Below are 23874 nucleotides of genomic sequence, written 5' to 3'. Positions count from 1 at the left end.
TCATTTTTTTGTTTTTAATAATTAAGTTTTAATTGTAAAGTAATATTTCTTCCTAGGTCATCAGCAAAATAACGCAGTCGGTTTAAGTAATTTCTGTACGATGTATTGAATAAATTATTAATAGCGAAAGCAATATTCAACTTAGTTTTATCTGTTAAATTAAATATAGCGTCACTATAAAAGTGAAATAAATTATAAGCAGTAGGTGGAGTACTGATATCTAATAACTCAGGATCACCTGTTGTAGGATTATCTACTATGAAATTAAAATCTGGAAATTCGTTTTGTTCAAAAACCCATTCAGATTCTAAACTTGCAGAAAAATTATGCCATTTTGGAATACTAAATTCAATTCTGTTAATTGTGCTAAAAGCTGGCATATCAATTAAAGGCAAGTCGTTTTCATCATAACCTTTAATTATAGAGGTTTTATTTAGCCAATTAAATTGATTTGTAAAATCATAGCTCATAGTTAAGTCTGCTCCAAATAATGTTGCGTTTGTCTGCTCATATTCCCAAACAGGAAATGCGCCTCTGTTACTTTGAAGTACACCAGTAGGCCTTAGATACATAAAATTATTTATTGAACTATAAAATACATTTGCAGTTAAATCGAACTTAGACGTATCATAATCATAGGTCATTGAAATACGATTTGCTATTTCCGGATCTAACCTTAAATCACCTAATTCTATTCGAGCTGCAGAATGGTGCAAACCATCACTAAACAATTCAGCAGGATTAGGAGGTCGACTAGACATACTATAGTTTGCTAACAAATTCGTTTTATCATTAATTTTATATCGAGTACCAATTGATGCAGAGATATTATTAAAATCAAAAACAGGGTTTGTAAATATATTTCCAGACGAAATATCATCTCGAGGCACTTCAAATTCAGGAAAATCTACATCATAACCACGCTCTAGCCATCGAGAAAGACGATAAAATTTAAAAGCATCTATTCTTGTAAAATCATATCGAACACCAGCATCAACTAGCACAACATCATTAATTTTCCATTCAGAAGTTAAGTATGCTCCAAAATCATATTTTTCATAATTTGGAATGAGTCTTCTAAGTCCAGTATCAGGAGCATAATTATCTTGATAACGCGCTAAAAGACCAAAGTTTAATTTTCGTTCTAAATTAGAATCCATATTAATATCTGCAAGTAGTGTGTGTGTTTGCAATGTTAAGTCTAAAGCAGCATCGTTTCTGAGTTCACCACGTCTAATGTCAAATTCTAAACGGTTATTATTCTGATAATCATACTGTAAACTAACTTTTCCGAAGTTTTTAAAACGTTTAAAATATTGTGCCTTTAACAAATGGTGAACGACTTCTTGTTTTGGGCTATCAATATCATAACTAAAATCTCTAATTATTTCAGGTTGTTTAGAGTTTATGGCATTGATTAAGTCATTAACACTTCCAATGTGTGATGAGCTTAAAATTCCAATTTCATTATTCAAATAACTATAAAAAATCTCGAAACCGCTTTCAAATCGTTTCTTACCAACTCGAAATGATAATCCTTGAGACTTCGATCCTGTATTAGTTAACACATAATCAGGAGTTTCAAAATCTCCATTTTGTTTTACACTTGCCTGGATGTTTGCAAACCATCCAGATTCATAATTCTTGTTTAATTTCGTTGAAATATTATATCCTCGACCATTGATTTGTCCTCCAAAGATCGTTTTTCCATAAAGCGTATCTTTTAAAATAGGTCTTGATGGGCTAATTACTACAACACCACCAATAGCATCTCCTCCGTAAGCTAAAGCTCCAGAACCTTTAATAACAGAAATTTGACCTGCGGAATTAATATCAATATTAGGAGCATGTTCAATTCCCCATTCTTGATCTTGTAAGCGAACATTATTATTCAAAATTAAGAGTCTACTGCTATGCATTCCATTTACCATAGGTTTAACTATGCTGTTTCCTGTATTTATAGATGAAACACCTGAAACTTCTTTTAATGCATCACCAAGATTTGAAGCGCTATACTTTTCTAAAATCTTAGTTTTTAAAACTGTTTCTTGAGCAGTTTTGGTTTCTTTTCTAGAAATTACTCCTGTAACAGAAACTTCGTTTAGTTCTTCTATATGGTGCTCTATATCAATAGATTTAAAGGTATCACTAATGATATTGTAAGTCACTGTTTTAGTCTCACAACCAATATGTGAAATCACTAAAGTCAGATCTCCTTTACAAAGATTCTCTATTTTAAATTTTCCATCAAAATCAGATATGACATAGCGTTCTGTATTTTTGATGTAAATGTTTGCCGCTGAAATAGGAGTTCCATCATGAAAATCTGTTAGTTCTCCCAAAAAAGTTAGCGAACATTCTTGAGCCTTACTTGTGGTTATAACCAAACAAGCAAAGCATAATATGTAATACTTCATTGAAAATTATTTAATGTAAAAAATGTTATCTGAATAACTACATTAAATAGGGAGGACCTCGTAAATACGTTGTAAGTTGCTGATGACTTTTTAAATACGTATGGTGTTTAGTATTTAATACTTGTGAAGGAACATTAAAATCTATTTTAAAATCATCTATTTTAAAATAGAAACTATTACTCAAATTGAACTTATAAAACTCACAGTCCAAATCCAGTTCATGAAGGTGCGTTTGGTTTTTACCAAGACAAACTTCATGTTCATGATGTGCAAATATATGTGCAAATTTAACAACAGAAGGCAATACTAAGCACACAACGACAAGGAGTGTTGCTATTCTATATGCAATATGTTTGTTGTAATTATTCATTAATAAACTTTCCTAAACCAAATCGTTTTAGCATTTTCTTTTCAAATTCCCAAAAGAATTTAAATTGCCCAAAGAGCCATCCAAATGTCACTAAAAGTATTTGATAGAAAACTAGGCCAATAATAATGAATAATACCCAATAAATAATAGGGTTTAAGTTTTCTTTAGTAATTCCAACAAACTTCATTATTGGTCTTCCAACAAAAACTGAAGAAGAACCAGTGATCGCAAACACAATAAAGACCCGAATCATTTCCCATTTATAGTCTAAAATCCATTTCTGTTCTAACTTCTTAAAGATATATAACGTTAGTTTTAATAGTACAAAAAACAGGAGTGAAGCTAAAGCAATAGAAAGGATAACAGAGTATGTCTCAGCAAAACGAAATGCAATTTTATAAGCACAATATCCTAAGCCAATTAGCCCAATTATTGGAAACAAAAGTTGCCAATTTTTTTGGATTTCCCATCGTCTTTTAAATGTCTCTAGCATAGCTTTAAATTGCTATGCAAAGATACTCTAAATTCTAGGAATCTTAGCTGATAATTTTTGTTTATATGTTAACTGAAAGTAGATGAAATAATTATATAATTTATAGTTTAATTCATATCCATAATTGATTCCAGGCCTATAATCAATTTGTAATTGGTAAAGTTCAGAACTATATCTTAGAGGCTGCAACACTCTAGTATTCCATTCTTGAACCATAACGTTATTTCTCGACTCCATATATGACTGAGAATAATAACCTTCAGGTTGTGCCATCGTAGATAACCATGAATTAAATCCAGGTTCTATAATAATAATCTCATATTCTAATGCATTACTTGAGAATCGAACAATATCTTCTTCAGGTATTTCTGCTTCATCATTAATTCCTGCAACACTTTGCGTACTATTACAGCTGGTAGCAATAAGCATAATGATGAATAATTTGAAAAAAATCTTCATAGTGTGTTTTAATTTTAAAGTTACAAAATTCTTAAGACCTAATATAGATTCAAAAAATAGTAAGTATTTGATATATTGGAACAAACAATAAGTTAACTATGTATTTGAATGAATAAACTTTTTTTGAATTCATAAAAAAAGCCAGACTTAAGTCTAGCTTTTTGTTATAAGATAAAAGAAATTTTAGTTTTTTCCACCAAAAAGACCACCCAGAAGTCCACCAAGACCTCCTTGACTCTTAGAACTTCCAAGAACCATTCCAGCAACATCATCAATAACGCTACCATCACCATCTGCATCAAGGATTTTTTCTAAAAAACTTTGTTCATTCTGAGTCTCATTTCCGCCTAAAAGGCCACCTAACAATCCTGTTAATTGACTAGGGTTACTAACATTACTCTGACGAGATTGTTTTCCTAGCACTCCCATAAGAATAGGCGCAGCTACTTTTAAAATATTTCCAACTGAGCTAGCGTCCAAACCTGATTTTTGTCCAATTACTTGTTCAACACCAGTTTGTTTTTGACCTAAAACATGATTAAGGATTTTTGCGCCATCATTTTTAACGTTATCATCAACACCACCTCCAAATAATCCACCAAGATTATCTAAAATGCTACCATCATGTTTACCACTTAATGCTCCCATTAAGCCTTGAGCACCTTCTGGAGTAGAAGCGTTGCGTTCCATTGCTTTCATTAAAACTGGTAAAGCCATAGTAAGCACACTACTAGTTTTATTTTGATCTGTTCCTGTAGATCCTGAAACACCACTAATTATGGTTTTTCCTAAGTCACTACTTAATAAGTCTAAAATTCCTGACATAATATATTTGTATAAAGGTTAATAAATATTGAACTTTCAAGGTACAAAAAAGTCCTAACATATATTAGGACTCATATTTTTTGCTTTGGTCACATTTTAAATAACTTATTTAAGAATGCTTATAATTTGATCTGCTAATTCAGTACCAATTCTATCTTGTGCTTCGTTAGTAGCAGCTCCAGTATGTGGTGTTAAGGATAAAGCTGGATTCATTAATAATTGAACCTCAGGTTTAGGTTCTTTTTCATAAACATCTAAAGCAGCTCTAGATACTTTTCCGCTTTCGATTGCTTTAACGAGTGCAACCTCATTAACAACTCCACCACGAGCAGCATTTGCGATAATCACGCCATCTTTCATTTGTTTAAATTCAGCTTCACCAATTACATAGTCTTTTTGTGCCGGAACATGTAATGTTAAAAAATCTGCTTGTTTTAAAACCTCTTCTTTAGACGTCATTTTAATTTCAAAATTCACTTTTTGTCCATCAAAGAATTCTAATTCTAAATTTGCTTTTTCCATAAAAGGATCAAATGCAACCACATTCATTCCTGCGCCAATAGCTACTTTTGCAGTAGCTTGTCCGATTCGTCCAAAACCTAATACTCCAAGAGTTTTCCCTTTAAGTTCAGTTCCTTTTGCATACGTTTTTTTTAGGCCTTTAAAATTTGCGTCACCTTCTAAAGGCATATCACGATTTGAATTATGTAAGAAACGTGCTAAACCATAAAAGTGTCCAAATACTAATTCTGCTACTGAATGTGAAGAAGCAGCTGGTGTATTTATCACATGAAGACCTTTGCTTCTCGCATAGTCCACATCGATATTATCCATTCCAACACCTCCACGACCTATTATTTTAAGGCTAGGACAATTATCAATTAAGTTTTTTCTAACTGTTGTAGCACTTCTAACCAACAAAACAGTGATGTTATTTTCGTTTATATAGTTCTCTAATTGCTCTTGAGCAACAGTTGTTGTTAATACTTCAAAACCTGCGTTTTCTAATGCATCAATTCCACTTTGTGAAACGCCATCATTTGCTAATACTTTCATATTTGAGTTAAAAGTTAAAAGTTAAACGTTAAAAGTCCTATGAACAATTAATAATTCAACTTGACATTAATATATTTTTTATGCTTTACGTTCTAATTCGCTCATTACATCTACAAGCACACCAACACTTTCTAGTGATAATGCGTTATACATTGAAGCTCTATAACCACCAACACTTCTATGACCATTCAAACCATTGATTCCAGCTTCTTTGACCATGGTTTCAAATGTTTCTTTTAAATCTTCATTCGACAACGTAAAGGTTGCATTCATTGTTGAACGATCTGCTTTTGTTGAGAACCCTTTAAAAAGCGGATTTAAATCTACTTCAGAGTAAATTAATTGAGCTTTCTTATCATTTTCTTTTTCTATCGCAGAAATACCGCCAAGATTTTTTAACCACTCTAAAGTAAGCATCGATGTATATACAGCAAAAACAGGTGGTGTATTAAACATACTACTTTTACTGATGTGAATTTTATAATCCATCATTGATGGAATTTTACGAGATACCTTTCCTAAAATATCTTCTTTCACGACTACTAAAGTGGTTCCAGCAGGTCCCATATTTTTCTGAGCTCCAGCATAAATCAAATCAAATTTCGAAAAATCTAACTGACGAGAAAAGATATCACTACTCATATCACAAACCATTGGGATAGGAGAGTTAGGAAACTCTTTCATTTGCGTTCCAAAAATGGTATTGTTTGATGTGCAATGGAAATAATCATAATCTGCAGGAATATCATATCCTTTAGGAATGTAATTAAAATTCGCGTCTTTTGAAGATGCTACTTCATAAACATCATCAAAAATTGTAGCTTCTTTTATAGCTTTATCACTCCAAGTTCCTGTATTTAAATATCCAGCTCTTTTTTCTAATAAATTAAGAGCTACCATTAAAAATTGAGTACTTGCTCCACCTTGTAAAAACAAGGCTTTGTAACCTTTTCCTTCAAGTCCTAATAATTCTAAAGCTAAAGCTCTTGCATTTTCCATAACATCAACAAAAGGCTTACTTCTGTGTGATATTTCTAACAGCGAAAGGCCATTATCAAAATTTATTATTGCTTCTGAAGCTTTTTGTAGTACTTCACCAGGCAAAATACATGGTCCTGCACTAAAATTATGTCTTTTCATCTATTTGATATTTTAATTCCGAAGAAACGGATACTATAAAGTATTGTTATGCTCACAAAGGTCACAAATTCTAACAAAAGAACTGTTATTAAATTGATAAATTATTAACAGATTTTCAACGAAAACGATATAGTATCAATGCCATCTGCATAATCCCAAAGATTTGGCAATTGTGTATGTCCGAATTCAATTTCATTATCTAAAAAACCATTAGAAACGACACATTGAATTTGATCAGATTTTTCCTTAATAGTTTCTTTTAATTTTTCTAATGAGTTATAGCGTTCATAAAATATGGTTGCAATAGGAGAGGAGTAGCTTTCATCTTCTTTAAGCATCAGAAAACCATTTTCTAGCATCTCAAATTCGCTCATTAAATACACAGCCTTATTATAATCATAATTATTGGCGTATTTATTTTCATTAATGATAGGATGCCAATCATACATAGCTTTAAAAAAGCTATCAAAATCATAGTCTTTAGGAACAAATAATTTTGAGACATTTCTACATCCTAAACCATAATATCGAAAAACATCTTCTGACAATGCCTTTAACTCATCTTCAGATTCATTTCCTGTTAAAACAGCAATTGAATTTCTATTTTTTCTAATAATAGAAGGTTTATCTTTAAAGTAGTATTCGAAATAACGTGCTGTATTATCGCTACCTGTAGCAATGACTGCATCAAAATTTTCAAGTTTATCTTCTGTAAATTGAATTCGGCCTTTAAATTCAGGCTCAACATACTCCAAATACTTAGCAAAAAAAGGCAATAAATGCTTGTCGTTAGAAGACTGCTTCACCAATACATGATGACCAGAAATTAAGACGCTTAAAAAATCATGAAAACCAACTAAAGGAATATTTCCAGCCATAATAACTGCGATTGTCTTTGGGCTTTCAATATTAAACTGATACTTTTCTAACCATTGCTTAATGTTATTAATTTTCAATTGATTGCACCATCCATTTATAGCGAAATAAATATTATCCTTTTTAAACCAACCATTGTTTTCATGTGCTAATTTAATCTGATGATTAAACCCATCAAAAAATAAATCATTATGAGGAATATTATCTTTTTTCTTGATATCTTCAGTTGTAAATTGGCTTAAAAAGTTTCCTAATTTTACAAATGCGTTAATTCTTTGTTGTAAATCCATCTTGTGTTTGGTAATACCATGTTTTGGCTTTATTTTTGCAATTGCAAATTTACGCAATAAAAAAGAAGAATTACTATGGCAATTATAATAACAGACGAATGTATTAATTGTGGAGCTTGTGAGCCAGAGTGCCCAAATACTGCTATATACGAAGGTGCTGACGATTGGCGATATAAAGATGGGACAAGTTTAACAGGCAAAATTGTTTTGCCTAATGGAAAAGAAGTTGATGCTGATGAAACGCAAGAGCCTATAAGTGACGAAATATATTATATATCACCAGATAAATGCACAGAATGCAAAGGATTTCATGAAGAACCGCAATGCGCTGCAGTTTGTCCTGTAGACTGCTGTGTACCAGATGAGGATCATGTAGAAACAGAAGAAACTCTCTTAGGAAAACAACGTTTTATGCATCCTGAAGATTAATCAATAATAACTTATTAGAAAACCCAAGCTATTCACTTGGGTTTTTTTATATTTAACTGTGCGTGATTTATTGTAAATCAGACATTTCAAAAACCAAAAACTGCATGATTCTTTCAACATTAGTAACTTCTTCGATATCGTGATTTTCAGTGTGAAAAGAAGAATAAAACACACCACCTTCACCATGCAAAAAGGTAAACGCTAAGTCTTTATTTTCAGAAATATCAGTATTCATTCCATCCCAATAAGTTACAGGACCATTTAACCAAGAAATTGTTGTCGAGCTATCATATGTATCTATTACTTGCCAAGACGGTAAAAAATCATCAATTAAAACAGTATCATCTATTGAAATGTTATAATTCAATAATAACCATTCACTTAGATCAGCTTCTAAAATTGTAGCGACTGTAGTTGTAGAAGACCCACTTTTTTCAGGAGTATAAGGCGATAGATAATCTGCTCCAGAGTTTGTAATAGCATCTAAATATCCTACAGCCCAATCTGTTGTATACAAAAGACCTCCATTAGCCACATAAGATTCTAAAATACTTGAATTATCTATATATGCTTCACTTAAACCGCAATTTAAGAATACAATATCGTAAGCATCTAATAAGCTTTGATCATTCATTAGATCTCCAAAATGAAAATTCACATTTGGTTGCAATAATGAATTCGTTGAATTTCTTTCTAAAGCACCATGCTCTAGATGGCTATTTGAATGTTGATTAATTCCAACTCTACCCAAACCATTATATCCATCAATTATATCAAACAAAGGTTCTCCAGTTACTGGATTAAAAAGACCAATATTATATAACACGCTTTCAATATTATCATAAAGACCAGTTATAACAGCTACACTAGGTAGTGTCTCAACGCTTAAAGTTTCTAAATTCAAATCATTTTCAATATTTACAGTACGCTCTGTTTTAAATTTCCCTTTATTTAAAACTAAAGTATAATCGCCTTTTGCAACAGCCAACGAATAATTTCCTTCAGCATCTGTTCTTGTTTGAGATTTTATTTCATTATTTTGAGAAGCACTAACACGAGCATTAGAAATTGGATCAAAACCATTTGGAGCTAAAAACTTTCCAGTGATGTTAAATTTTCCTTCATTAGTTTTAGTGTCGTCTTTACTACACGAGAATAGCGTAAGTACAATTAGGAAAGATAATACGAGTGATTTCATAATGGTTGCTTTTTAGAGTTAAAGATAAAAAGAGAGTTTGAAAAATAATCTCTTGTTATATTAAAACAATCTAAAACACGAAAGTCCTACTTGAATATCTATATATCTTTTTCAGATTGCTCTTTAATTATTTTTATCACTTCTTTACTAAATGATTTTTTTCCTGTTTGCTCACTTTCTTTAGATTTGATATACTGGTTTTTTAATTTAATCAATTCTTGCATTTTGGAATAGTTCTCTTTTCTTTGGTTTGCAAGGTCATTGATTTTTGTTTCAATTTGAGACTTACTCATACCTCTTAATTCCTTTGGCAGTTCATCTTCTTTAATGAAATCTAGTTTTAGTTTGCCATCATTATAATCGTTAATAATTTCATTGGTTCCATAAGCACCTTTTTTTCCAACCTTACTATTTTTATATTCTGCTCTAGAACTATTTGCAGTGACAGAACCATCATCATAAACTTTCATTGACTTGTCTTTCTTATCATAATTGTATTCACGTTCTGCTGTTGTACCATAATACATTCTTGAATTATCAATAGCTTTAGAAACATCAGTAATTTGAGAATCATAAGGTGTTGCTATCGTATAATCTTCAGCATTTTGATCTAATTTCAAATAAGACCCATTAGTGCATTCAGACATTTTTTTAAAATGCGTAATCGCTTCTGAACAGCTATTGCCAAGCTTAATTGTATTTATAGTTATTCCTTTCTCTGCTGCTAACTTGCAACTTTCAGTATACTTGATATCATTTAAATAGTCCATGTGTGGTGGACAATCACCAACTACAAAAATTGTTTTATAAGTGTTCTTATCTGAAGACCATTTCATATTCGTTACAGATTCGTATAAAGCTTGATTAACACTTTCCGGAGTGTCACCACCACCATCAGCTTGTATTTCAAGTAAATCAGCATATACTTCATCTAAATCTATAGTTATCGGAATTTGTTTTGTAACAAATACATCACCACGATCTCTATAAAAAACCATTCCCATTTTCAACGTATCTATATCTTCATTTTGAGCTAAATCTGAAACAATATCCCAAATCTTTTCCTTGGCTGTATCAATTAATCCGCTCATACTTCCTGTAGCATCTAAGCAGAATACAATTTCGGTATTCTTAGAAGGTTTTACTTCTTTTTCAGTTTTTGCGATTGTATGTATAGCTTCAGCAATATCTTTGCTTGTATCTGCTGATTTTTCATTTGAGTTTTTGCAATTCAACAGCAATGAACATAAAATAATAAAGGTGATTTTGTTTGTCATGATATCTAAATTTTCATTAAAAGTAGAACTGTGAATAGGCATTTCAAATCACCAACTAGTAAACGATTCTTCTTATCTAGTAAAAGCCCATTTACATTGAGTAAACGTGCAAATTGAATGAATCTCGTAAAAAACAGATAATCAAATCATTTTTTTGTTCTAATTAACTACATTTGCAATCGCAAAAATCACTATTTATGAAAGCCGGAATTGTAGGATTACCAAACGTAGGGAAGTCAACATTATTTAACTGTTTATCTAACGCGAAAGCACAAAGTGCAAATTTTCCGTTTTGTACAATTGAACCCAATATAGGTGTAGTGAATGTGCCAGACCCAAGACTTCAAAAATTAGAAACTTTAGTAAATCCTGAACGCGTATTACCTGCAACCGTTGAGATTGTTGATATTGCTGGACTTGTTAAAGGTGCTAGTAAAGGTGAAGGTTTAGGGAATCAATTCTTAGGAAATATTCGTGAAACTGATGCTATTCTGCATGTATTGCGTTGCTTTGATAATGATAATATTGTACATGTAGATGGAAGTGTAGACCCAATACGAGATAAGGAAACTATCGATATGGAATTACAATTGAAAGATTTAGAAACTGTAGAAAAGAAGCTTGACAAAGTAAAACGTGCTGCGAAAACGGGCAACAAAGAGGCTCAAAAAGAAGAAGCTGTTTTAATAAAATTAAAAGAAGGTTTAGAAGCTGGAACATCAGTTAGAGCTTTAGAATTTAGTGATGAAGATCAAGAAGAATTTGTAAAGCCTGCACAATTGATTACTGCAAAACCAGTAATGTATGTATGTAATGTAGATGAAGAAAGTGCTGTTTCTGGTAATGCTTATGTAGAACAAGTTCGTAAAAACGTAAAAGACGAAAACGCTGAAGTTTTAGTGCTAGCTGTTGGTACAGAAGCAGATATTAATGAATTAGATGATTACGAAGAACGTCAAATGTTTCTTCAAGATATTGGATTAGAAGAACCTGGTTCTGCTAAATTGATTAGATCTGCATACAAGTTGTTAAATCAACAAACCTATTTCACAGCAGGTGTTAAAGAAGTTCGCGCATGGACAGTGAATGTTGGAGCAACTGGCCCACAAGCTGCAGGAGTGATTCATACTGACTTTGAAAAAGGGTTCATTAGAGCAGAAGTGATTGCCTATGATGATTTTGTACAATTTGGAAGTGAAGCCAAAGTTAAAGAAGCAGGGAAAATGCGTGTAGAAGGAAAAAATTACATTGTTAAAGATGGCGATGTGATGCATTTCCTTTTTAACGTCTAGCTTGTCAGGTCGAGCGCAGTCGAGACCTAAACTTATAGTTATGCCTCTAATCGAAATCAAAACCCTAATAAAAGCAGATATTCAAACGTGTTTTGATGTAGCTCGTAATATTGATTTTCATACAAAATCTCTTGAACATTCTAATGAAAAAGCTATAGCTGGAAAAACGTCTGGTTTAATTGAATTAGACGAATGGGTGACCTGGGAAGCAAAACATTTCGGATTTACACAACAACTCACTTCGAAAATCACAGAGTTTGACAGTCCAAGTTACTTCGTAGACGAAATGGTCTCAGGTGCTTTTAAAGCATTTAAACATGAACATATTTTTCAGTCAAAAGATGGGCGAACACTTATGATTGATAAATTTAATTTTCAGTCCCCTTTTGGAATCTTAGGAAAATTAGCAAATGTTCTATTTTTAGTACGTTATATGACCAATCTGTTAACGACTAGAAATACATTTTTAAAAGAAAAAGCAGAGGAATTATCTGATATTCAATAAAACTTCAATGTTCTCAACAATATTGGGTGTTTATTGTTAATTACTTTGTGCAAACCTTATTTCATTTTTTGCAACGTTATGTTATATTGCATTCCATTCTAATTTTTTCATTCATTTATGTCTCAAGAAACCAAATATACCGAAGATAATATTCGCTCTCTCGATTGGAAAGAACACATCCGAATGCGACCAGGTATGTATATTGGTAAATTAGGTGATGGCTCATCTCCAGATGATGGTATTTATATTTTAGTTAAAGAAGTTTTAGATAACTCTATTGACGAATTTGTCATGGGAGCTGGTAAGACCATTGATATTTCCATCCAAGGTAATAAAGTAATTGTTAGAGATTATGGTCGTGGAATTCCTCTTGGAAAAGTGGTAGATGTCGTATCTAAAATGAATACTGGTGGAAAATACGATTCAAGAGCCTTTAAAAAATCAGTAGGTTTAAATGGTGTTGGTACGAAAGCTGTAAATGCACTTTCAAATTATTTTAGAGTAGAATCTACACGTGATGGGAAATCGGCTTCTGCTGAATTTGAACAAGGAAATCTCACCAATCAAGATTTATTAGACGATACATCCCGAAGAAAAGGGACTAAGGTCTCATTTATTCCTGACGATAGCATTTTTAAAAATTACAAATATCGTAATGAGTATGTTATAAAAATGCTCAAAAATTATGTATATCTAAATCCAGGTCTGACCATTATTTTTAATGGTGAAAAATATTACAGTGAAAACGGACTTAAAGACCTTTTAGCTGAAAACATTAATGAAACCGATCGACTATATGACATCATCCACATTAAAGGTGATGATATCGAAGTAGCTTTAACACATAGTAGAACGCAATACAGTGAAGAATATCACAGTTTTGTTAACGGACAAAACACAACGCAAGGCGGAACACATTTAGCAGCTTTTCGTGAAGCTTTAGTTAGAACCATTCGCGAGTTCTACGGAAAAAATTATGAAGCTTCAGATATTAGAAAATCAGTCGTATCTGCAATTTCTATAAAAGTAATGGAACCAGTCTTTGAAAGTCAGACCAAAACAAAGTTAGGTTCTACAGATATGGGAGGCGATTTGCCAACCGTAAGAACTTATATCAATGATTTCTTAAAAAAATATCTTGATAATTTTTTGCATAAAAATCCAGATTCAGCAGAAAAGATTCAACGTAAAATTTTACAAGCCGAACGAGAACGTAAAGAACTTTCCGGTATTAGAAAGTTAGCAAAAGACAGAGCTAAAAAAGCAAATCTTCACAATAAAAAACTAAGAGATTGTCGTGTCCATTTTGGTGACACAAAAAACGAACGAAATTTAGAAACAACCTTGTTTATTACTGAGGGAGATTCAGCATCAGGAAGTATTACTAAATCAAGAGATGTAAATACTCAAGCTGTTTTCAGCTTAAAAGGGAAGCCTTTAAATTCTTATGGATTAAGTAAAAAAATAGTCTATGAAAACGAAGAATTTAACCTGCTTCAGGCCGCTTTAAACATTGAAGAATCTCTAGAAGATTTACGTTACAATAATATTGTAATTGCTACAGATGCCGATGTTGATGGGATGCATATTCGATTACTACTAATCACGTTCTTCTTACAATTCTTTCCTGAAGTCATAAAAGAAGGTCACTTATATATTTTGCAAACTCCATTATTTAGAGTCCGCAATAAAAAAGAAACTATTTACTGCTATTCTGAAGATGAACGTCGTGATGCAATTGAAAAACTAAAACCTAAGCCAGAAATCACTCGATTTAAAGGTCTTGGTGAGATTTCTCCTGATGAGTTTGTTCATTTTATTGGAGAAGACATTAGATTAGACCCTGTAATGTTAGATAAAGACATGTCTATTGAAGAGTTATTATCCTTTTACATGGGAAAAAACACACCAACGCGACAAGAATTTATTATTAATAATTTGAAAGTTGAATTAGATTTGGTTGAAGATAATAAGTAGAATGAAAAAAACTAGCCAACTCTTATTATTAATCTTATTTGGTAGTTTTGTCACTACAATTTGTGCGCAAACTAAAACTTTCAAAGACGGAAAAGTCAAAACTAACAACTACTTTGAAGAGCTCCCTTTTGAATTTGAGAAAAATAAAATTATAATTCCTGTAGAAATTCAAGGAACAATATATCGTTTCTTACTAGATACTGGTGCACCTAATATTATTTCAAAAGAAGTACAGAAAGCAATAGAACCTAGATCTGTAGTAACTCTTTCTACTAGTGACGCAAATAATTTAAAACAAGATTTAGACATTGTTACTTTAGAAAGCCTAAAACTTGGATCTGTTGAATTTCAAAATTTCTCAGCTTTAGTATTTGATCTCAATGGCAGCGATATTTTCAAATGTTTTGGTATTGATGGCTTCATTGGTAGCAATTTACTTCGTCACACCATTATTCAAATTAATGCTGAACAAAAAAAATTAATACTAACCGACAACATAAAACGTTTAAATCTAAATAAAAATCAATCTAAAAAAATCAAATTAATAGGAGACCAAAGTAGCCCATATGTATGGATTAATATCATTGGACAAGACAAAGGGAAAGAAATGATTTTAATAGATACAGGTATGGGCAATCTATACGACTTATCAGAAGACAATTACAATATATTTAAAACAAAAAACATTTATAATGAAATTGGAAAAAGTATTGGCGCTTCTTCATTAAGTTTATTTGGAGAAGTACCAATTGATAGCCAAACCAGAGTTCACTTACCCAAATTAGTCATCAATAACTTTGAGATTAACAACACTATAACACATACCACAAAAGGAGATCACTCAAGAATAGGTGCCGAGTTGCTAAACCATGGTGTTATGACCATAGATTATAAAAACAAACGTCTTTACTTTAACCCTTATAAAACGTCTTTAAATTTAGAAGGTGATTTTGGTTTTACACAAACGTTGAAAAACAATAAACTGGTTATTGGCTATGTTTGGGATCAAGATTTAAAAACTAAAATAGAGTATGGCGATGAAATACTTGAAGTGAATGGGATAGAAGTGATTACTGCTAATTTCTGTGATCATGTTACTAAAAAATCTGTTTTAAAAACTTTAAATGCTGTAACTTTAAAAGTTCTTAAAAATGATGGCAATGTCCTCAACTTAAAACTAGAAAAGAAACCATTGTCGTCAATTTTTGATAATTTCAATATTAATTAAAAAGTTAAATAAATTATATGCGTACTAATAATTCTCACGTAAAAAAAATCATTGTTTCAATATATTTTATATTTCTAATTCTAGCTATAACTCTACCTATATTCATAAGTTCATTAAGGCTTTTTAGCGGTAATGCGACTCTTACTTCTATTACTTTTGCTATTGCATTTGCAGGATTGTTTTTCGTAGTTCATTTTATATGTAAGTTTTTTGAATATGATAGTGATGGTGGCAAAGTTATAATCATCAATAAAGGGCTATTACTTTCCGAATACTTTAATTACCGACAACATGTTCTTGAATTTGAACAGGAAGATTTAATAGCATATAGTTTTAAAAACTATGTGATTTACAGAATACTTTCGATTTACATTAAGGATTCCCGAGGTGAAAAACGAAAAGAAGTATTTAATATCACTTTAGTAACAAAACGGAAACGTAGATACATTAGACAATCCTTAAAAAAAATAGTAAAAGCGAATAAAAAAGCCTCTATTTTATGAGCGAAGACAATAACGAATTAATCAACGAACAAGACGATAATAGCGAAACTATTACCAGAGTAACTGGTATGTATAAAGATTGGTTTCTAGATTATGCATCTTATGTGATTTTAGAACGCGCAGTTCCAGCAATTGAAGACGGTTTTAAACCTGTACAACGTCGTATCATGCACTCCATGAAAGATCTCGATGATGGACGCTACAACAAAGTCGCCAATATTGTTGGTCATACTATGCAATACCATCCTCATGGTGATGCAAGTATCGCAGACGCTATGGTGCAAATCGGACAAAAAGATTTGTTAATTGATACACAGGGAAACTGGGGAAATATCCTCACAGGAGATAGAGCTGCAGCTTCACGTTATATTGAAGCACGTTTATCTAAATTTGCCTTAGATGTTGTTTATAATCCTAAAATCACAGAATGGCAATCAAGTTATGATGCCAGACGAAAAGAACCCGTAAATCTACCAGTAATGTTTCCGCTGTTGTTAGCTCAAGGAGGAGAAGGAATAGCAGTAGGTTTATCTACCAAAATATTACCACATAATTTTATAGAATTAATTGACGCCTCAGTAAAGCATTTAAAAGGAAAACGTTTTACGATACTTCCCGATTTCCCAACGGCAGGAATAGCAGATTTCTCAAATTATAATGATGGCTTAAGAGGAGGAAAGGTTAGAGTACGTGCTAAAATTTCTCAGCTTGATAAAAACACACTTGTTATTACTGAAATTCCTTTTGGAACCAATACATCATCACTAATTGATTCCATCTTAAAAGCGAATGACAAAGGTAAAATTAAGATTAAAAAAATAGAAGATAATACAGCAGCAAATGTTGAAATCTTAGTACATCTACCTTCCGGAATTTCGCCTGACAAAACCATTGATGCGCTCTACGCATTTACCAATTGCGAATCTTCAATCTCACCATTAGGTTGTGTCATTGAAGATAACAAACCTTATTTTGTAGGCGTCTCTGAAATGCTACGTCGCTCAACAGATAATACGGTTCAGTTATTAAAAAGTAACCTAGAAATAAAACTTAGTGAGTTTCAAGAACAATGGCATTTTGCCTCCTTAGAACGAATCTTTATTGAAAAGAGAGTCTATAGAGATATTGAAGAACAAGACACTTGGAAAGGCGTCATTAAAGCCATTGACAAAGGACTACAACCACATATCAAACACCTTAAACGCGCCATTACTGAAGAAGATATCGTGCGTTTAACAGAAATACGAATCAAGCGCATCTCTAAATTTGATATTGATAAAGCACAACAAAAAATTGATGCTTTAGAAGACCAAATTGCAGAAGTAAAGCATCATTTAGCAAACTTAATCGATTATTCAATCGCATATTTCGAGCGTCTTAAAAAAGAATATGGTGAAGGAAGAGAACGTAAAACCGAAATCAGAACGTTTGAAGATGTAGATGCCACTAAAGTAATTATTCGAAATACAAAGTTGTATGTTAATAGAGAAGAAGGATTTATTGGCACTTCTTTAAGACGAGATGAATACGTTTGCGATTGTAGTGATATTGACGATATTATTGTGTTTACCAATCACGGAAAAATGATGGTCACAAAAGTGGACAGTAAAACCTTTATTGGAAAAGACATTATTCATGTTGCTGTTTTTAAGAAAAAAGACAAACGCACCATTTACAATATGATTTATCGGGACGGAAACAAAGGACCAACATATATCAAACGTTTTGCGGTCACATCAGTAACTCGCGATAGAGAGTATGATATGACTAACGGAAATAAAAGCTCAAAAATCTGGTATTTTTCGGCAAATCCTAATGGTGAAGCTGAAGTCATTACAATTCACTTACGTCAAGCAGGCAGTATAAAAAAATTGAAATGGGATATTGATTTTGCAGACGTTTTAATTAAAGGTCGAGCATCCAAAGGAAATTTAGTCACAAAGTATTCAGTTAAAAAAATAGAACTAAAAGAAAAAGGCGTATCTACTCTAAAACCAAGAAAAATATGGTTTGACGACACCGTTCAAAGACTTAATGTCGATACAAGAGGTGAATTAATTGGCGAATTTAGAGGAGAAGATCGTTTATTGATCATCACACAGTCTGGCATGCTCAAAACCATTTTACCAGAACTGAGTACTCATTTTGATAATGATATGATTGTCTTAGAAAAGTGGATTCCTAAAAAACCAATATCAGTTATTTATTTCAATGGCGAAAAGGAAATGTACTACGTAAAACGTTTCTTAATTGAAAATGAAGGGAAAGAAGAATCATTTATATCTGAACACCCAAATACACAATTAGAAATAGTGTCTACAGATTGGAAGCCAATGGCTGAAATAGAATTTACAAAAGAACGAGGTAAAGACCGAAAGGACAATGAAACGATTAACCTTGAAGAATTTATTGCCATAAAAGGAATTTCAGCTCTAGGAAATCAATTAACTAAAGACAAGGTAAATCAGGTAAACATATTAGAATCATTACCATATGAAGCTCCTGAAGAAGTAAATGCTATTGACATAGAAGTTGTTGATGAAACAGTTGAATCTTCAGACTCTAAAGAAACTTCTGAAGACAAACCAAACCCTAAAGAAGACGACTCTGGTCAAGGTACATTATTTTAATGTGTAACATTGGTTACAATACTTCTTGTTAATTATACGTTTCTTCGTTTATAAAACTATTTAGTCCTAGATTTTATTTTTTTAATAAAATTTATAGCTGAAGATTAACCTAACTTTTATAAATATGAAGACCCTAAGTATAAGTACCATCTTCTTTTTTATTTCTTTTATTAGTTTGGCTCAAGATTGGGTTACTGACTTTGAAAAAGCCAAACTCATTGCAAAACAGGATAATAAAACAATCATCTTGGTATTTCAAGGTTCAGATTGGTGTGCACCTTGTATTAAATTGGACAAAGAAATTTGGAGCACTAAAGAATTTCAAACCTATGCGAAAGAACATTTCGTAATGCTTCAAGCCGATTTTCCAAAGCGAAAAAAAAATGCATTAACTGAAGCGCAGCAAAAACATAACAATAATTTAGCAGAGCAATTTAACAAAAATGGATACTTTCCATATGTTGTTATTTTAGATTCAGATGGGAATAAATTAGGTGTTACTGGTTATAAAAAAACAACCCCTTCAGCATATATTAAAATATTAGAATCTTTTAGTAAATAAACACTTGAAAACACGCAACCTGCTCGTAGTCTTTATTTTAATCACACTTCAAATTGAAGCACAAAGTGTGTACAAGCGTACATTAAAACTTATGGGAAGTCGTTTTGACATTACAGTTGTGGCTAAAGATTCAACTGAAGCGAATTCATATATTCAACTTGCAACCGATGAAATTTCAAGAATTGAAAGTCTTATCTCTTCTTGGGATTCAAATTCTCAAACCTCTAAAATTAATAGTAAAGCAGGAATTGAGCCTGTTAAAGTGAATAAAGAATTATTCGATTTAATTAAACGCTCATTAGCAATTACCCAACTCACAGATGGTGCATTTGATATTTCTTACGCATCAATGGATAGAATTTGGAAGTTTGATGGAAGTATGACTGAGATGCCTTCCGAAACAGAAATAAAAGCTTCTGTAAGTAAAGTTGGATTTAAAAACATCGAATTAAATGAAACTAATTTAACCGTATTCCTTAAAATCAAAGGCATGAAAATTGGTTTTGGAGCCATTGGCAAAGGCTATGCTGCTGATAAAGCAAAATCGTTATTAATAGAGAAAGGTGTTGTTTCAGGAATTATAAATGCTTCAGGTGATATGTCAACTTGGGGAAAACAAACCAATGGTGAAGATTGGAAAGTAGCCATTACAAATCCATTAAATAAAAACAAGACCTTTGCATTATTGCCAATTACAGATGGAGCAGTGGTAACTTCTGGCAATTATGAGAAATATGTTAATTTCAACGGAATACGTTACACACATATTATCGATCCTCGAACTGGTTATCCATCAACAGGAATCATAAGTGTAACTGTTTTTGCTCCTAAAGCCGAATTAGCCGATGCCTTGTCAACCTCAGTTTTCGTCATGGGAAAAGACGTCGGAATAAATCGAATCAACCAATTGCCAAATATAGAATGCCTAATTATTGATAAGGATGGAAATATCTTTACTTCAACGAATATTAAAATCAACAAAATATGATCAAGCGTCTTATTATAATCACATTAATTCTTACATCGCTAACATCTTGTGTCGCAGTTAAAGAATATGAAAAAGTAAATCTTAACGATCCAGATATGCTTTTAGCAGATAAAAAATCGGATAGAAATATTAGTACATTTCATTCCTATAGAGAAGCTGCTGCTGGTGGAAATGGTGGAAAAACTGGAGGTGGTTGCGGCTGTAATTAATTTGTAAAAAGGATACTTTGAAAAACATACTTATCATATTATTAATTCTGATTTCGTTTCATAAAGGAAATGCTCAAGATTCTACAAGCATTTATAAAAAAAGAGTTCTAGAGACTGCTGAAGTTGACTTTCTAACAAGCTACTATACTCAAGATGGAGATAATGCTGCTGTTAGCGGAGGAATTGGCACTGAAGAATTAACAGATATTACAGGAACGTTTATCGTTTCAATACCTTTAAATGATGATGATATTTTAACTATTGATGCTGGTGTTTCAGCGTACACATCTGCATCTTCAAGCAATATAAATCCATTTGATGGTGGAGGCAAAGCCAATCCGTTTGATGCAAGCTCAGGAGCTTCACAAGGTGATGTTTGGGCAAATCTTACTGGTTCATATACACATAATTCAAATGACAGAAATGACATCTGGTCTGCAAAATTATCAGTCTCTTCTGAATTTGATTATTTCTCTATTGGTGTTGGAGGAAGTTACACGAAATTATTCAATGAAAAAAATACGGAAGTTAGCATTAATGGAAATATATTTATTGACACCTGGAATGCATTATACCCAACAGAATTACGTCCTTTTGCTGATGGACAAGGATTAAATGGCGATCTATTTAATCAGCATACCATTACAGGAAATTCTAATTATAATCCAGAGTTTAAAACCTTTGATAGCGAAGGAAGAAATACCTATGCTTTAGGATTTGGGTTTTCCCAGATCTTATCAAAAAAACTCCAAGGATCATTAGTTTTAGATTTCGTGAAACAAGACGGATTGTTGTCAACACCTTTTCAAAGAGTATATTTTAAAGACGTTGCAGATTCTTTTATCGAAGAATTTCATTTAGCAGATGATGTTGAACGATTACCAAATTCTAGATTTAAAATCGCTCTAGGTGGACGATTGCATTATTATATAAATGAAACTTTCGTTTTAAGAACGTTTTACCGTTATTATTTAGATGATTGGGGAATTAAATCACATACTGCAAATATTGAAATTCCTATTAAACTATCAGACAAATTTACTATTTATCCTTCATATCGCTTTTATAATCAATCTGCTGCAGATTATTTTGCTAAATACGAAGCACATATATCTACAAATGAATTTTATACATCTGACTATGATTTATCTGAATATTCCGCAAACCAATTTAGTTTAGGAGCGACCTATACAGATATCTTTACAAAATTTCACCTCTGGAAACTCGGATTAAAAAGTATCGATTTAAAGTACACGCAGTACGACAGAGATAATACACTTAGTGCAAATATTATCTCAGCTGGTTTTAAGTTTGTTTTGGATTAGATTTATTCTTTTTCCTATTTACTGTTTTATAATTCAAAAATTCCACAAATAAAGAAAATGCTATTGCAAAATAAAGATAACCTTTAGGTATTGCTCCAACAGTTTTTCCGAAGAATTCTGTATGTGATAAATGCGCTGCTTCTGTTATAAGCATAAATCCAATTAGGATTAAGAATGCCAAACCTAGCATTTGAATGCTAGGATTCTTTTCAATAAATTTCCGTATTGGGTTAGCAAAAGCAATCATTATAACGATAGAAATCATCACAGCAATAATCATTAACACAAGTGTATAATTATGATTTGGATGCAAACTGTTTGTCATTCCAACAGCTGTTAAGATGGAATCTATAGAAAATATAAAGTCAATTATTAGAATTTGTGTTAAGGCTTGAGAAAGCGATTTGATTCGTTTGTTTTTTACATCATCTTCATCATGAGAAGGATCTGTAACTTTTTCTCTAATTTCTGATGTACTCTTATAAATTAAAAACAAGCCACCAGCAAGCAATATTATAGCTTGCCAACTCACATGAATTTCAAACCAAGACGTTTCTAATGAATAAAATGGCTCTGACAATCCAACTAAAAAGGACACAAAAAACAATAACACAATGCGCTGAATCATAGCCAACAACAAGCCAATATTAGTCGCTTTAGATCGCTGATTTTCTGGCAACTTATTAGCAGCTATAGAAATGAATACAATATTATCTATACCTAGTATAATCTCCAAAAACGTTAAGGTCAACAACGCCATTATAGCATCGCTAGTTAATAAAAAATCTAACATAACAAACTAGTTAATCTTTTTTGCTGAGCCTTTTTCAACGCGAGCTTTTTTATAAGGATCTTTTACAGCTAATTGATATTCAAAAGTATAAGCATCTTCAGTAGTGCTCAATATTTTAAAATGAATGGCTTTTTGCTCAGCCATATTTTTTGGATGAATTGTTTTTTGCACAAACTCACAGTCGTTAATCCATCTCACAGATGCCGAATCTATTTTATTATCAAAATAATCAACATTCAATGCTTCTGTTCTTACAAACCTTCCTGTCTTTTCTACACCATCAATATTATAGGTAAACTCAAAGGTACCAGTTTTAAAATCTGTACAATTCCTTTCAACGGTGTAGCACCCAGTTAATAACAAAAAACAGATTAATAATAGAATAATCCTCATATATCATATTTTATACAAAATTACGAAATGCTAACCATTAACGAGAATTGCTTATTTGAAAATTAATGTGAAGAATTACGAATTATCAAAATTTTGAAAACTTCCGTCTTTATAAAAGATCACAATACGCTCTATAGTTTTATCCTTAGAATTTACTATTTCAGAAATTTCAGATCTAGAATTTGATTCTGAATTATGGTTAGCAGAATGACTTTCAATTTTTCGTCCTGATGGAAATTCACCTTTTCCATTCATTAACCAATACAATTCCACTTCAGGAAAGGAGGAAAGCACCTTGAGCACAAAGTCTAAACTTGGTTTATTTCTACCAGAAAGAATATGAGAAATACTTGAACGCTGCACACCAATTTTTTCAGCAAAAGAAGACGCAGACTCACCATAGTAATCTATCACTTTTTGCAATCTTTTTGTAAAATCTTCGGTGTTTATCATTGTAAACATTTATTATTAAAACACTAACGTTACAAATGTAAACTTATTTTTTAAAATAATAACATTTCAAATAACAATACTGTATTTAAATAAAACTAAAACTTTATATAAAATAAATTAAATTACTGACAATAAAATGTTTAAAACATTATTTACTAATAAAACACGTTCATCAACTCAACGCGT

General features: G+C 31.8%; 24 protein-coding genes. 11 read left to right on the top strand and 13 right to left on the bottom strand.

Translation table 11 applies throughout. The features are described from left to right. Positions 1-14: 14 nt before the first annotated feature. The 8 genes from MUN68_RS07270 to MUN68_RS07235 form a co-directional block, all read right to left on the bottom strand. Positions 15-2417: a TonB-dependent receptor gene (locus MUN68_RS07270; protein ID WP_249994461.1), complete on the bottom strand. Its 2403-nt coding sequence runs from the start codon at positions 2415-2417 to the stop codon at positions 15-17. Between the two features lie 37 nt (positions 2418-2454). Continuing rightward, positions 2455-2787 carry a hypothetical protein gene (locus MUN68_RS07265; RefSeq protein WP_249994458.1) on the bottom strand — a complete coding sequence of 111 codons (333 nt, stop codon included), beginning with the start codon at positions 2785-2787 and terminating at the stop codon, positions 2455-2457. Beyond that, positions 2780-3280: a DUF6787 family protein gene (locus MUN68_RS07260; protein ID WP_249994456.1), complete on the bottom strand. Its 501-nt coding sequence runs from the start codon at positions 3278-3280 to the stop codon at positions 2780-2782. The genes MUN68_RS07265 and MUN68_RS07260 overlap by 8 nt, the downstream gene beginning before the upstream one ends. A gap of 27 nt (positions 3281-3307) precedes the next feature. Beyond that, entirely contained in the window at positions 3308-3739 is a 432-nt protein-coding gene (locus MUN68_RS07255; RefSeq protein ID WP_249994453.1) for a DUF6146 family protein, read from the bottom strand. Between the two features lie 183 nt (positions 3740-3922). Further along, positions 3923-4564: a DUF937 domain-containing protein gene (locus tag MUN68_RS07250; protein ID WP_249994450.1), complete on the bottom strand. Its 642-nt coding sequence runs from the start codon at positions 4562-4564 to the stop codon at positions 3923-3925. 105 nt (positions 4565-4669) lie between these two features. Then, the gene (locus MUN68_RS07245) at positions 4670-5620 is read right to left on the bottom strand and encodes a D-2-hydroxyacid dehydrogenase (RefSeq protein ID WP_249994447.1); all 951 of its coding nucleotides are present in this window, start codon (positions 5618-5620) and stop codon (positions 4670-4672) included. Positions 5621-5698: 78 nt separating this feature from the next. Then, positions 5699-6760, bottom strand: coding sequence for a 3-phosphoserine/phosphohydroxythreonine transaminase (serC, locus tag MUN68_RS07240; RefSeq protein WP_249994445.1), 1062 nt, complete (start codon positions 6758-6760; stop codon positions 5699-5701). 104 nt (positions 6761-6864) lie between these two features. Next, positions 6865-7926, bottom strand: coding sequence for an acyl-CoA reductase (locus MUN68_RS07235; protein ID WP_249994443.1), 1062 nt, complete (start codon positions 7924-7926; stop codon positions 6865-6867). Positions 7927-8001: 75 nt separating this feature from the next. On the opposite strand from MUN68_RS07235, the gene MUN68_RS07230 reads away from it, so the two are divergent. Continuing rightward, the gene (locus MUN68_RS07230) at positions 8002-8355 is read left to right on the top strand and encodes a 4Fe-4S dicluster domain-containing protein (protein WP_249994440.1); all 354 of its coding nucleotides are present in this window, start codon (positions 8002-8004) and stop codon (positions 8353-8355) included. A 67-nt stretch (positions 8356-8422) separates the two neighbouring features. On the opposite strand, the gene MUN68_RS07225 is transcribed toward MUN68_RS07230, so the two are convergent. Then, a complete protein-coding gene (locus tag MUN68_RS07225) occupies positions 8423-9553 on the bottom strand; it encodes a carboxypeptidase-like regulatory domain-containing protein (protein ID WP_249994437.1) in 1131 nt (376 codons plus the stop codon). 98 nt (positions 9554-9651) lie between these two features. Beyond that, the gene (locus MUN68_RS07220) at positions 9652-10830 is read right to left on the bottom strand and encodes a vWA domain-containing protein (protein ID WP_249994434.1); all 1179 of its coding nucleotides are present in this window, start codon (positions 10828-10830) and stop codon (positions 9652-9654) included. A gap of 197 nt (positions 10831-11027) precedes the next feature. Between MUN68_RS07220 and ychF the strand changes: the two genes are divergently transcribed. From ychF to MUN68_RS07170, 10 genes are all read left to right on the top strand, one after another. After that, positions 11028-12122 carry a redox-regulated ATPase YchF gene (gene ychF / locus MUN68_RS07215; protein ID WP_249994430.1) on the top strand — a complete coding sequence of 365 codons (1095 nt, stop codon included), beginning with the start codon at positions 11028-11030 and terminating at the stop codon, positions 12120-12122. A gap of 40 nt (positions 12123-12162) precedes the next feature. After that, on the top strand, positions 12163-12627 hold the full coding sequence (locus MUN68_RS07210) for an SRPBCC family protein (protein WP_249994420.1): 465 nt from the start codon (positions 12163-12165) through the stop codon (positions 12625-12627). 117 nt (positions 12628-12744) lie between these two features. Continuing rightward, positions 12745-14604 (top strand): DNA topoisomerase IV subunit B, encoded by a 1860-nt coding sequence (locus MUN68_RS07205; RefSeq protein WP_249994418.1) that lies wholly within the window; start codon positions 12745-12747, stop codon positions 14602-14604. Between the two features lies 1 nt (position 14605). Continuing rightward, entirely contained in the window at positions 14606-15832 is a 1227-nt protein-coding gene (locus MUN68_RS07200; RefSeq protein WP_249994417.1) for a retropepsin-like aspartic protease, read from the top strand. 17 nt (positions 15833-15849) lie between these two features. Continuing rightward, positions 15850-16335, top strand: coding sequence for a hypothetical protein (locus MUN68_RS07195; protein ID WP_249994415.1), 486 nt, complete (start codon positions 15850-15852; stop codon positions 16333-16335). After that, entirely contained in the window at positions 16332-18965 is a 2634-nt protein-coding gene (locus tag MUN68_RS07190) for a DNA gyrase/topoisomerase IV subunit A (protein ID WP_249994414.1), read from the top strand. Before MUN68_RS07195 ends, MUN68_RS07190 begins: the two co-directional genes overlap by 4 nt. A 124-nt stretch (positions 18966-19089) precedes the next feature. Next, positions 19090-19527, top strand: a complete 438-nt coding sequence (locus MUN68_RS07185) for a thioredoxin family protein (RefSeq protein ID WP_249994412.1) — start codon at positions 19090-19092, stop codon at positions 19525-19527. A gap of 4 nt (positions 19528-19531) precedes the next feature. Continuing rightward, complete coding sequence (locus tag MUN68_RS07180) at positions 19532-20515, top strand: FAD:protein FMN transferase (protein ID WP_249994410.1); 984 nt, start codon at positions 19532-19534, stop codon at positions 20513-20515. Continuing rightward, positions 20512-20724, top strand: a complete 213-nt coding sequence (locus tag MUN68_RS07175) for a DUF4266 domain-containing protein (RefSeq protein ID WP_249994408.1) — start codon at positions 20512-20514, stop codon at positions 20722-20724. Before MUN68_RS07180 ends, MUN68_RS07175 begins: the two co-directional genes overlap by 4 nt. Before the next feature lie 17 nt (positions 20725-20741). Then, a complete protein-coding gene (locus MUN68_RS07170) occupies positions 20742-22049 on the top strand; it encodes a DUF3570 domain-containing protein (protein ID WP_249994406.1) in 1308 nt (435 codons plus the stop codon). Here MUN68_RS07170 and MUN68_RS07165 read toward each other — a convergent pair. From MUN68_RS07165 to MUN68_RS07155, 3 genes are all read right to left on the bottom strand, one after another. After that, entirely contained in the window at positions 22030-22842 is an 813-nt protein-coding gene (locus tag MUN68_RS07165; protein ID WP_249994404.1) for a TerC family protein, read from the bottom strand. The two genes, MUN68_RS07170 and MUN68_RS07165, sit on opposite strands and share 20 nt — an antisense overlap. Before the next feature lie 6 nt (positions 22843-22848). Beyond that, complete coding sequence (locus MUN68_RS07160) at positions 22849-23235, bottom strand: hypothetical protein (RefSeq protein WP_249994402.1); 387 nt, start codon at positions 23233-23235, stop codon at positions 22849-22851. Positions 23236-23310: 75 nt separating this feature from the next. Then, positions 23311-23688 (bottom strand): helix-turn-helix domain-containing protein, encoded by a 378-nt coding sequence (locus tag MUN68_RS07155; protein ID WP_249994400.1) that lies wholly within the window; start codon positions 23686-23688, stop codon positions 23311-23313. Positions 23689-23874 lie beyond the last annotated feature (186 nt).

It is taken from the genome of Psychroserpens ponticola (genome assembly GCF_023556315.2).
GTDB classification, from domain to species: domain Bacteria; phylum Bacteroidota; class Bacteroidia; order Flavobacteriales; family Flavobacteriaceae; genus Psychroserpens; species Psychroserpens ponticola.
The sequence above is the reverse complement of the archived record's forward strand: the minus strand, read 5'-3'. Positions and strand labels throughout refer to the sequence as shown.

Coding starts and splice junctions, on each gene's coding strand:
- MUN68_RS07270 (WP_249994461.1), bottom strand. CDS start 2,417: ATGAAGTATTACATATTATGCTTTGCTTGTTTGGTTATAACCACAAGT.
- MUN68_RS07265 (WP_249994458.1), bottom strand. CDS start 2,787: ATGAATAATTACAACAAACATATTGCATATAGAATAGCAACACTCCTT.
- MUN68_RS07260 (WP_249994456.1), bottom strand. CDS start 3,280: ATGCTAGAGACATTTAAAAGACGATGGGAAATCCAAAAAAATTGGCAA.
- MUN68_RS07255 (WP_249994453.1), bottom strand. CDS start 3,739: ATGAAGATTTTTTTCAAATTATTCATCATTATGCTTATTGCTACCAGC.
- MUN68_RS07250 (WP_249994450.1), bottom strand. CDS start 4,564: ATGTCAGGAATTTTAGACTTATTAAGTAGTGACTTAGGAAAAACCATA.
- MUN68_RS07245 (WP_249994447.1), bottom strand. CDS start 5,620: ATGAAAGTATTAGCAAATGATGGCGTTTCACAAAGTGGAATTGATGCA.
- serC (WP_249994445.1), bottom strand. CDS start 6,760: ATGAAAAGACATAATTTTAGTGCAGGACCATGTATTTTGCCTGGTGAA.
- MUN68_RS07235 (WP_249994443.1), bottom strand. CDS start 7,926: ATGGATTTACAACAAAGAATTAACGCATTTGTAAAATTAGGAAACTTT.
- MUN68_RS07230 (WP_249994440.1), top strand. CDS start 8,002: ATGGCAATTATAATAACAGACGAATGTATTAATTGTGGAGCTTGTGAG.
- MUN68_RS07225 (WP_249994437.1), bottom strand. CDS start 9,553: ATGAAATCACTCGTATTATCTTTCCTAATTGTACTTACGCTATTCTCG.
- MUN68_RS07220 (WP_249994434.1), bottom strand. CDS start 10,830: ATGACAAACAAAATCACCTTTATTATTTTATGTTCATTGCTGTTGAAT.
- ychF (WP_249994430.1), top strand. CDS start 11,028: ATGAAAGCCGGAATTGTAGGATTACCAAACGTAGGGAAGTCAACATTA.
- MUN68_RS07210 (WP_249994420.1), top strand. CDS start 12,163: ATGCCTCTAATCGAAATCAAAACCCTAATAAAAGCAGATATTCAAACG.
- MUN68_RS07205 (WP_249994418.1), top strand. CDS start 12,745: ATGTCTCAAGAAACCAAATATACCGAAGATAATATTCGCTCTCTCGAT.
- MUN68_RS07200 (WP_249994417.1), top strand. CDS start 14,606: ATGAAAAAAACTAGCCAACTCTTATTATTAATCTTATTTGGTAGTTTT.
- MUN68_RS07195 (WP_249994415.1), top strand. CDS start 15,850: ATGCGTACTAATAATTCTCACGTAAAAAAAATCATTGTTTCAATATAT.
- MUN68_RS07190 (WP_249994414.1), top strand. CDS start 16,332: ATGAGCGAAGACAATAACGAATTAATCAACGAACAAGACGATAATAGC.
- MUN68_RS07185 (WP_249994412.1), top strand. CDS start 19,090: ATGAAGACCCTAAGTATAAGTACCATCTTCTTTTTTATTTCTTTTATT.
- MUN68_RS07175 (WP_249994408.1), top strand. CDS start 20,512: ATGATCAAGCGTCTTATTATAATCACATTAATTCTTACATCGCTAACA.
- MUN68_RS07165 (WP_249994404.1), bottom strand. CDS start 22,842: ATGTTAGATTTTTTATTAACTAGCGATGCTATAATGGCGTTGTTGACC.
- MUN68_RS07160 (WP_249994402.1), bottom strand. CDS start 23,235: ATGAGGATTATTCTATTATTAATCTGTTTTTTGTTATTAACTGGGTGC.
- MUN68_RS07155 (WP_249994400.1), bottom strand. CDS start 23,688: ATGATAAACACCGAAGATTTTACAAAAAGATTGCAAAAAGTGATAGAT.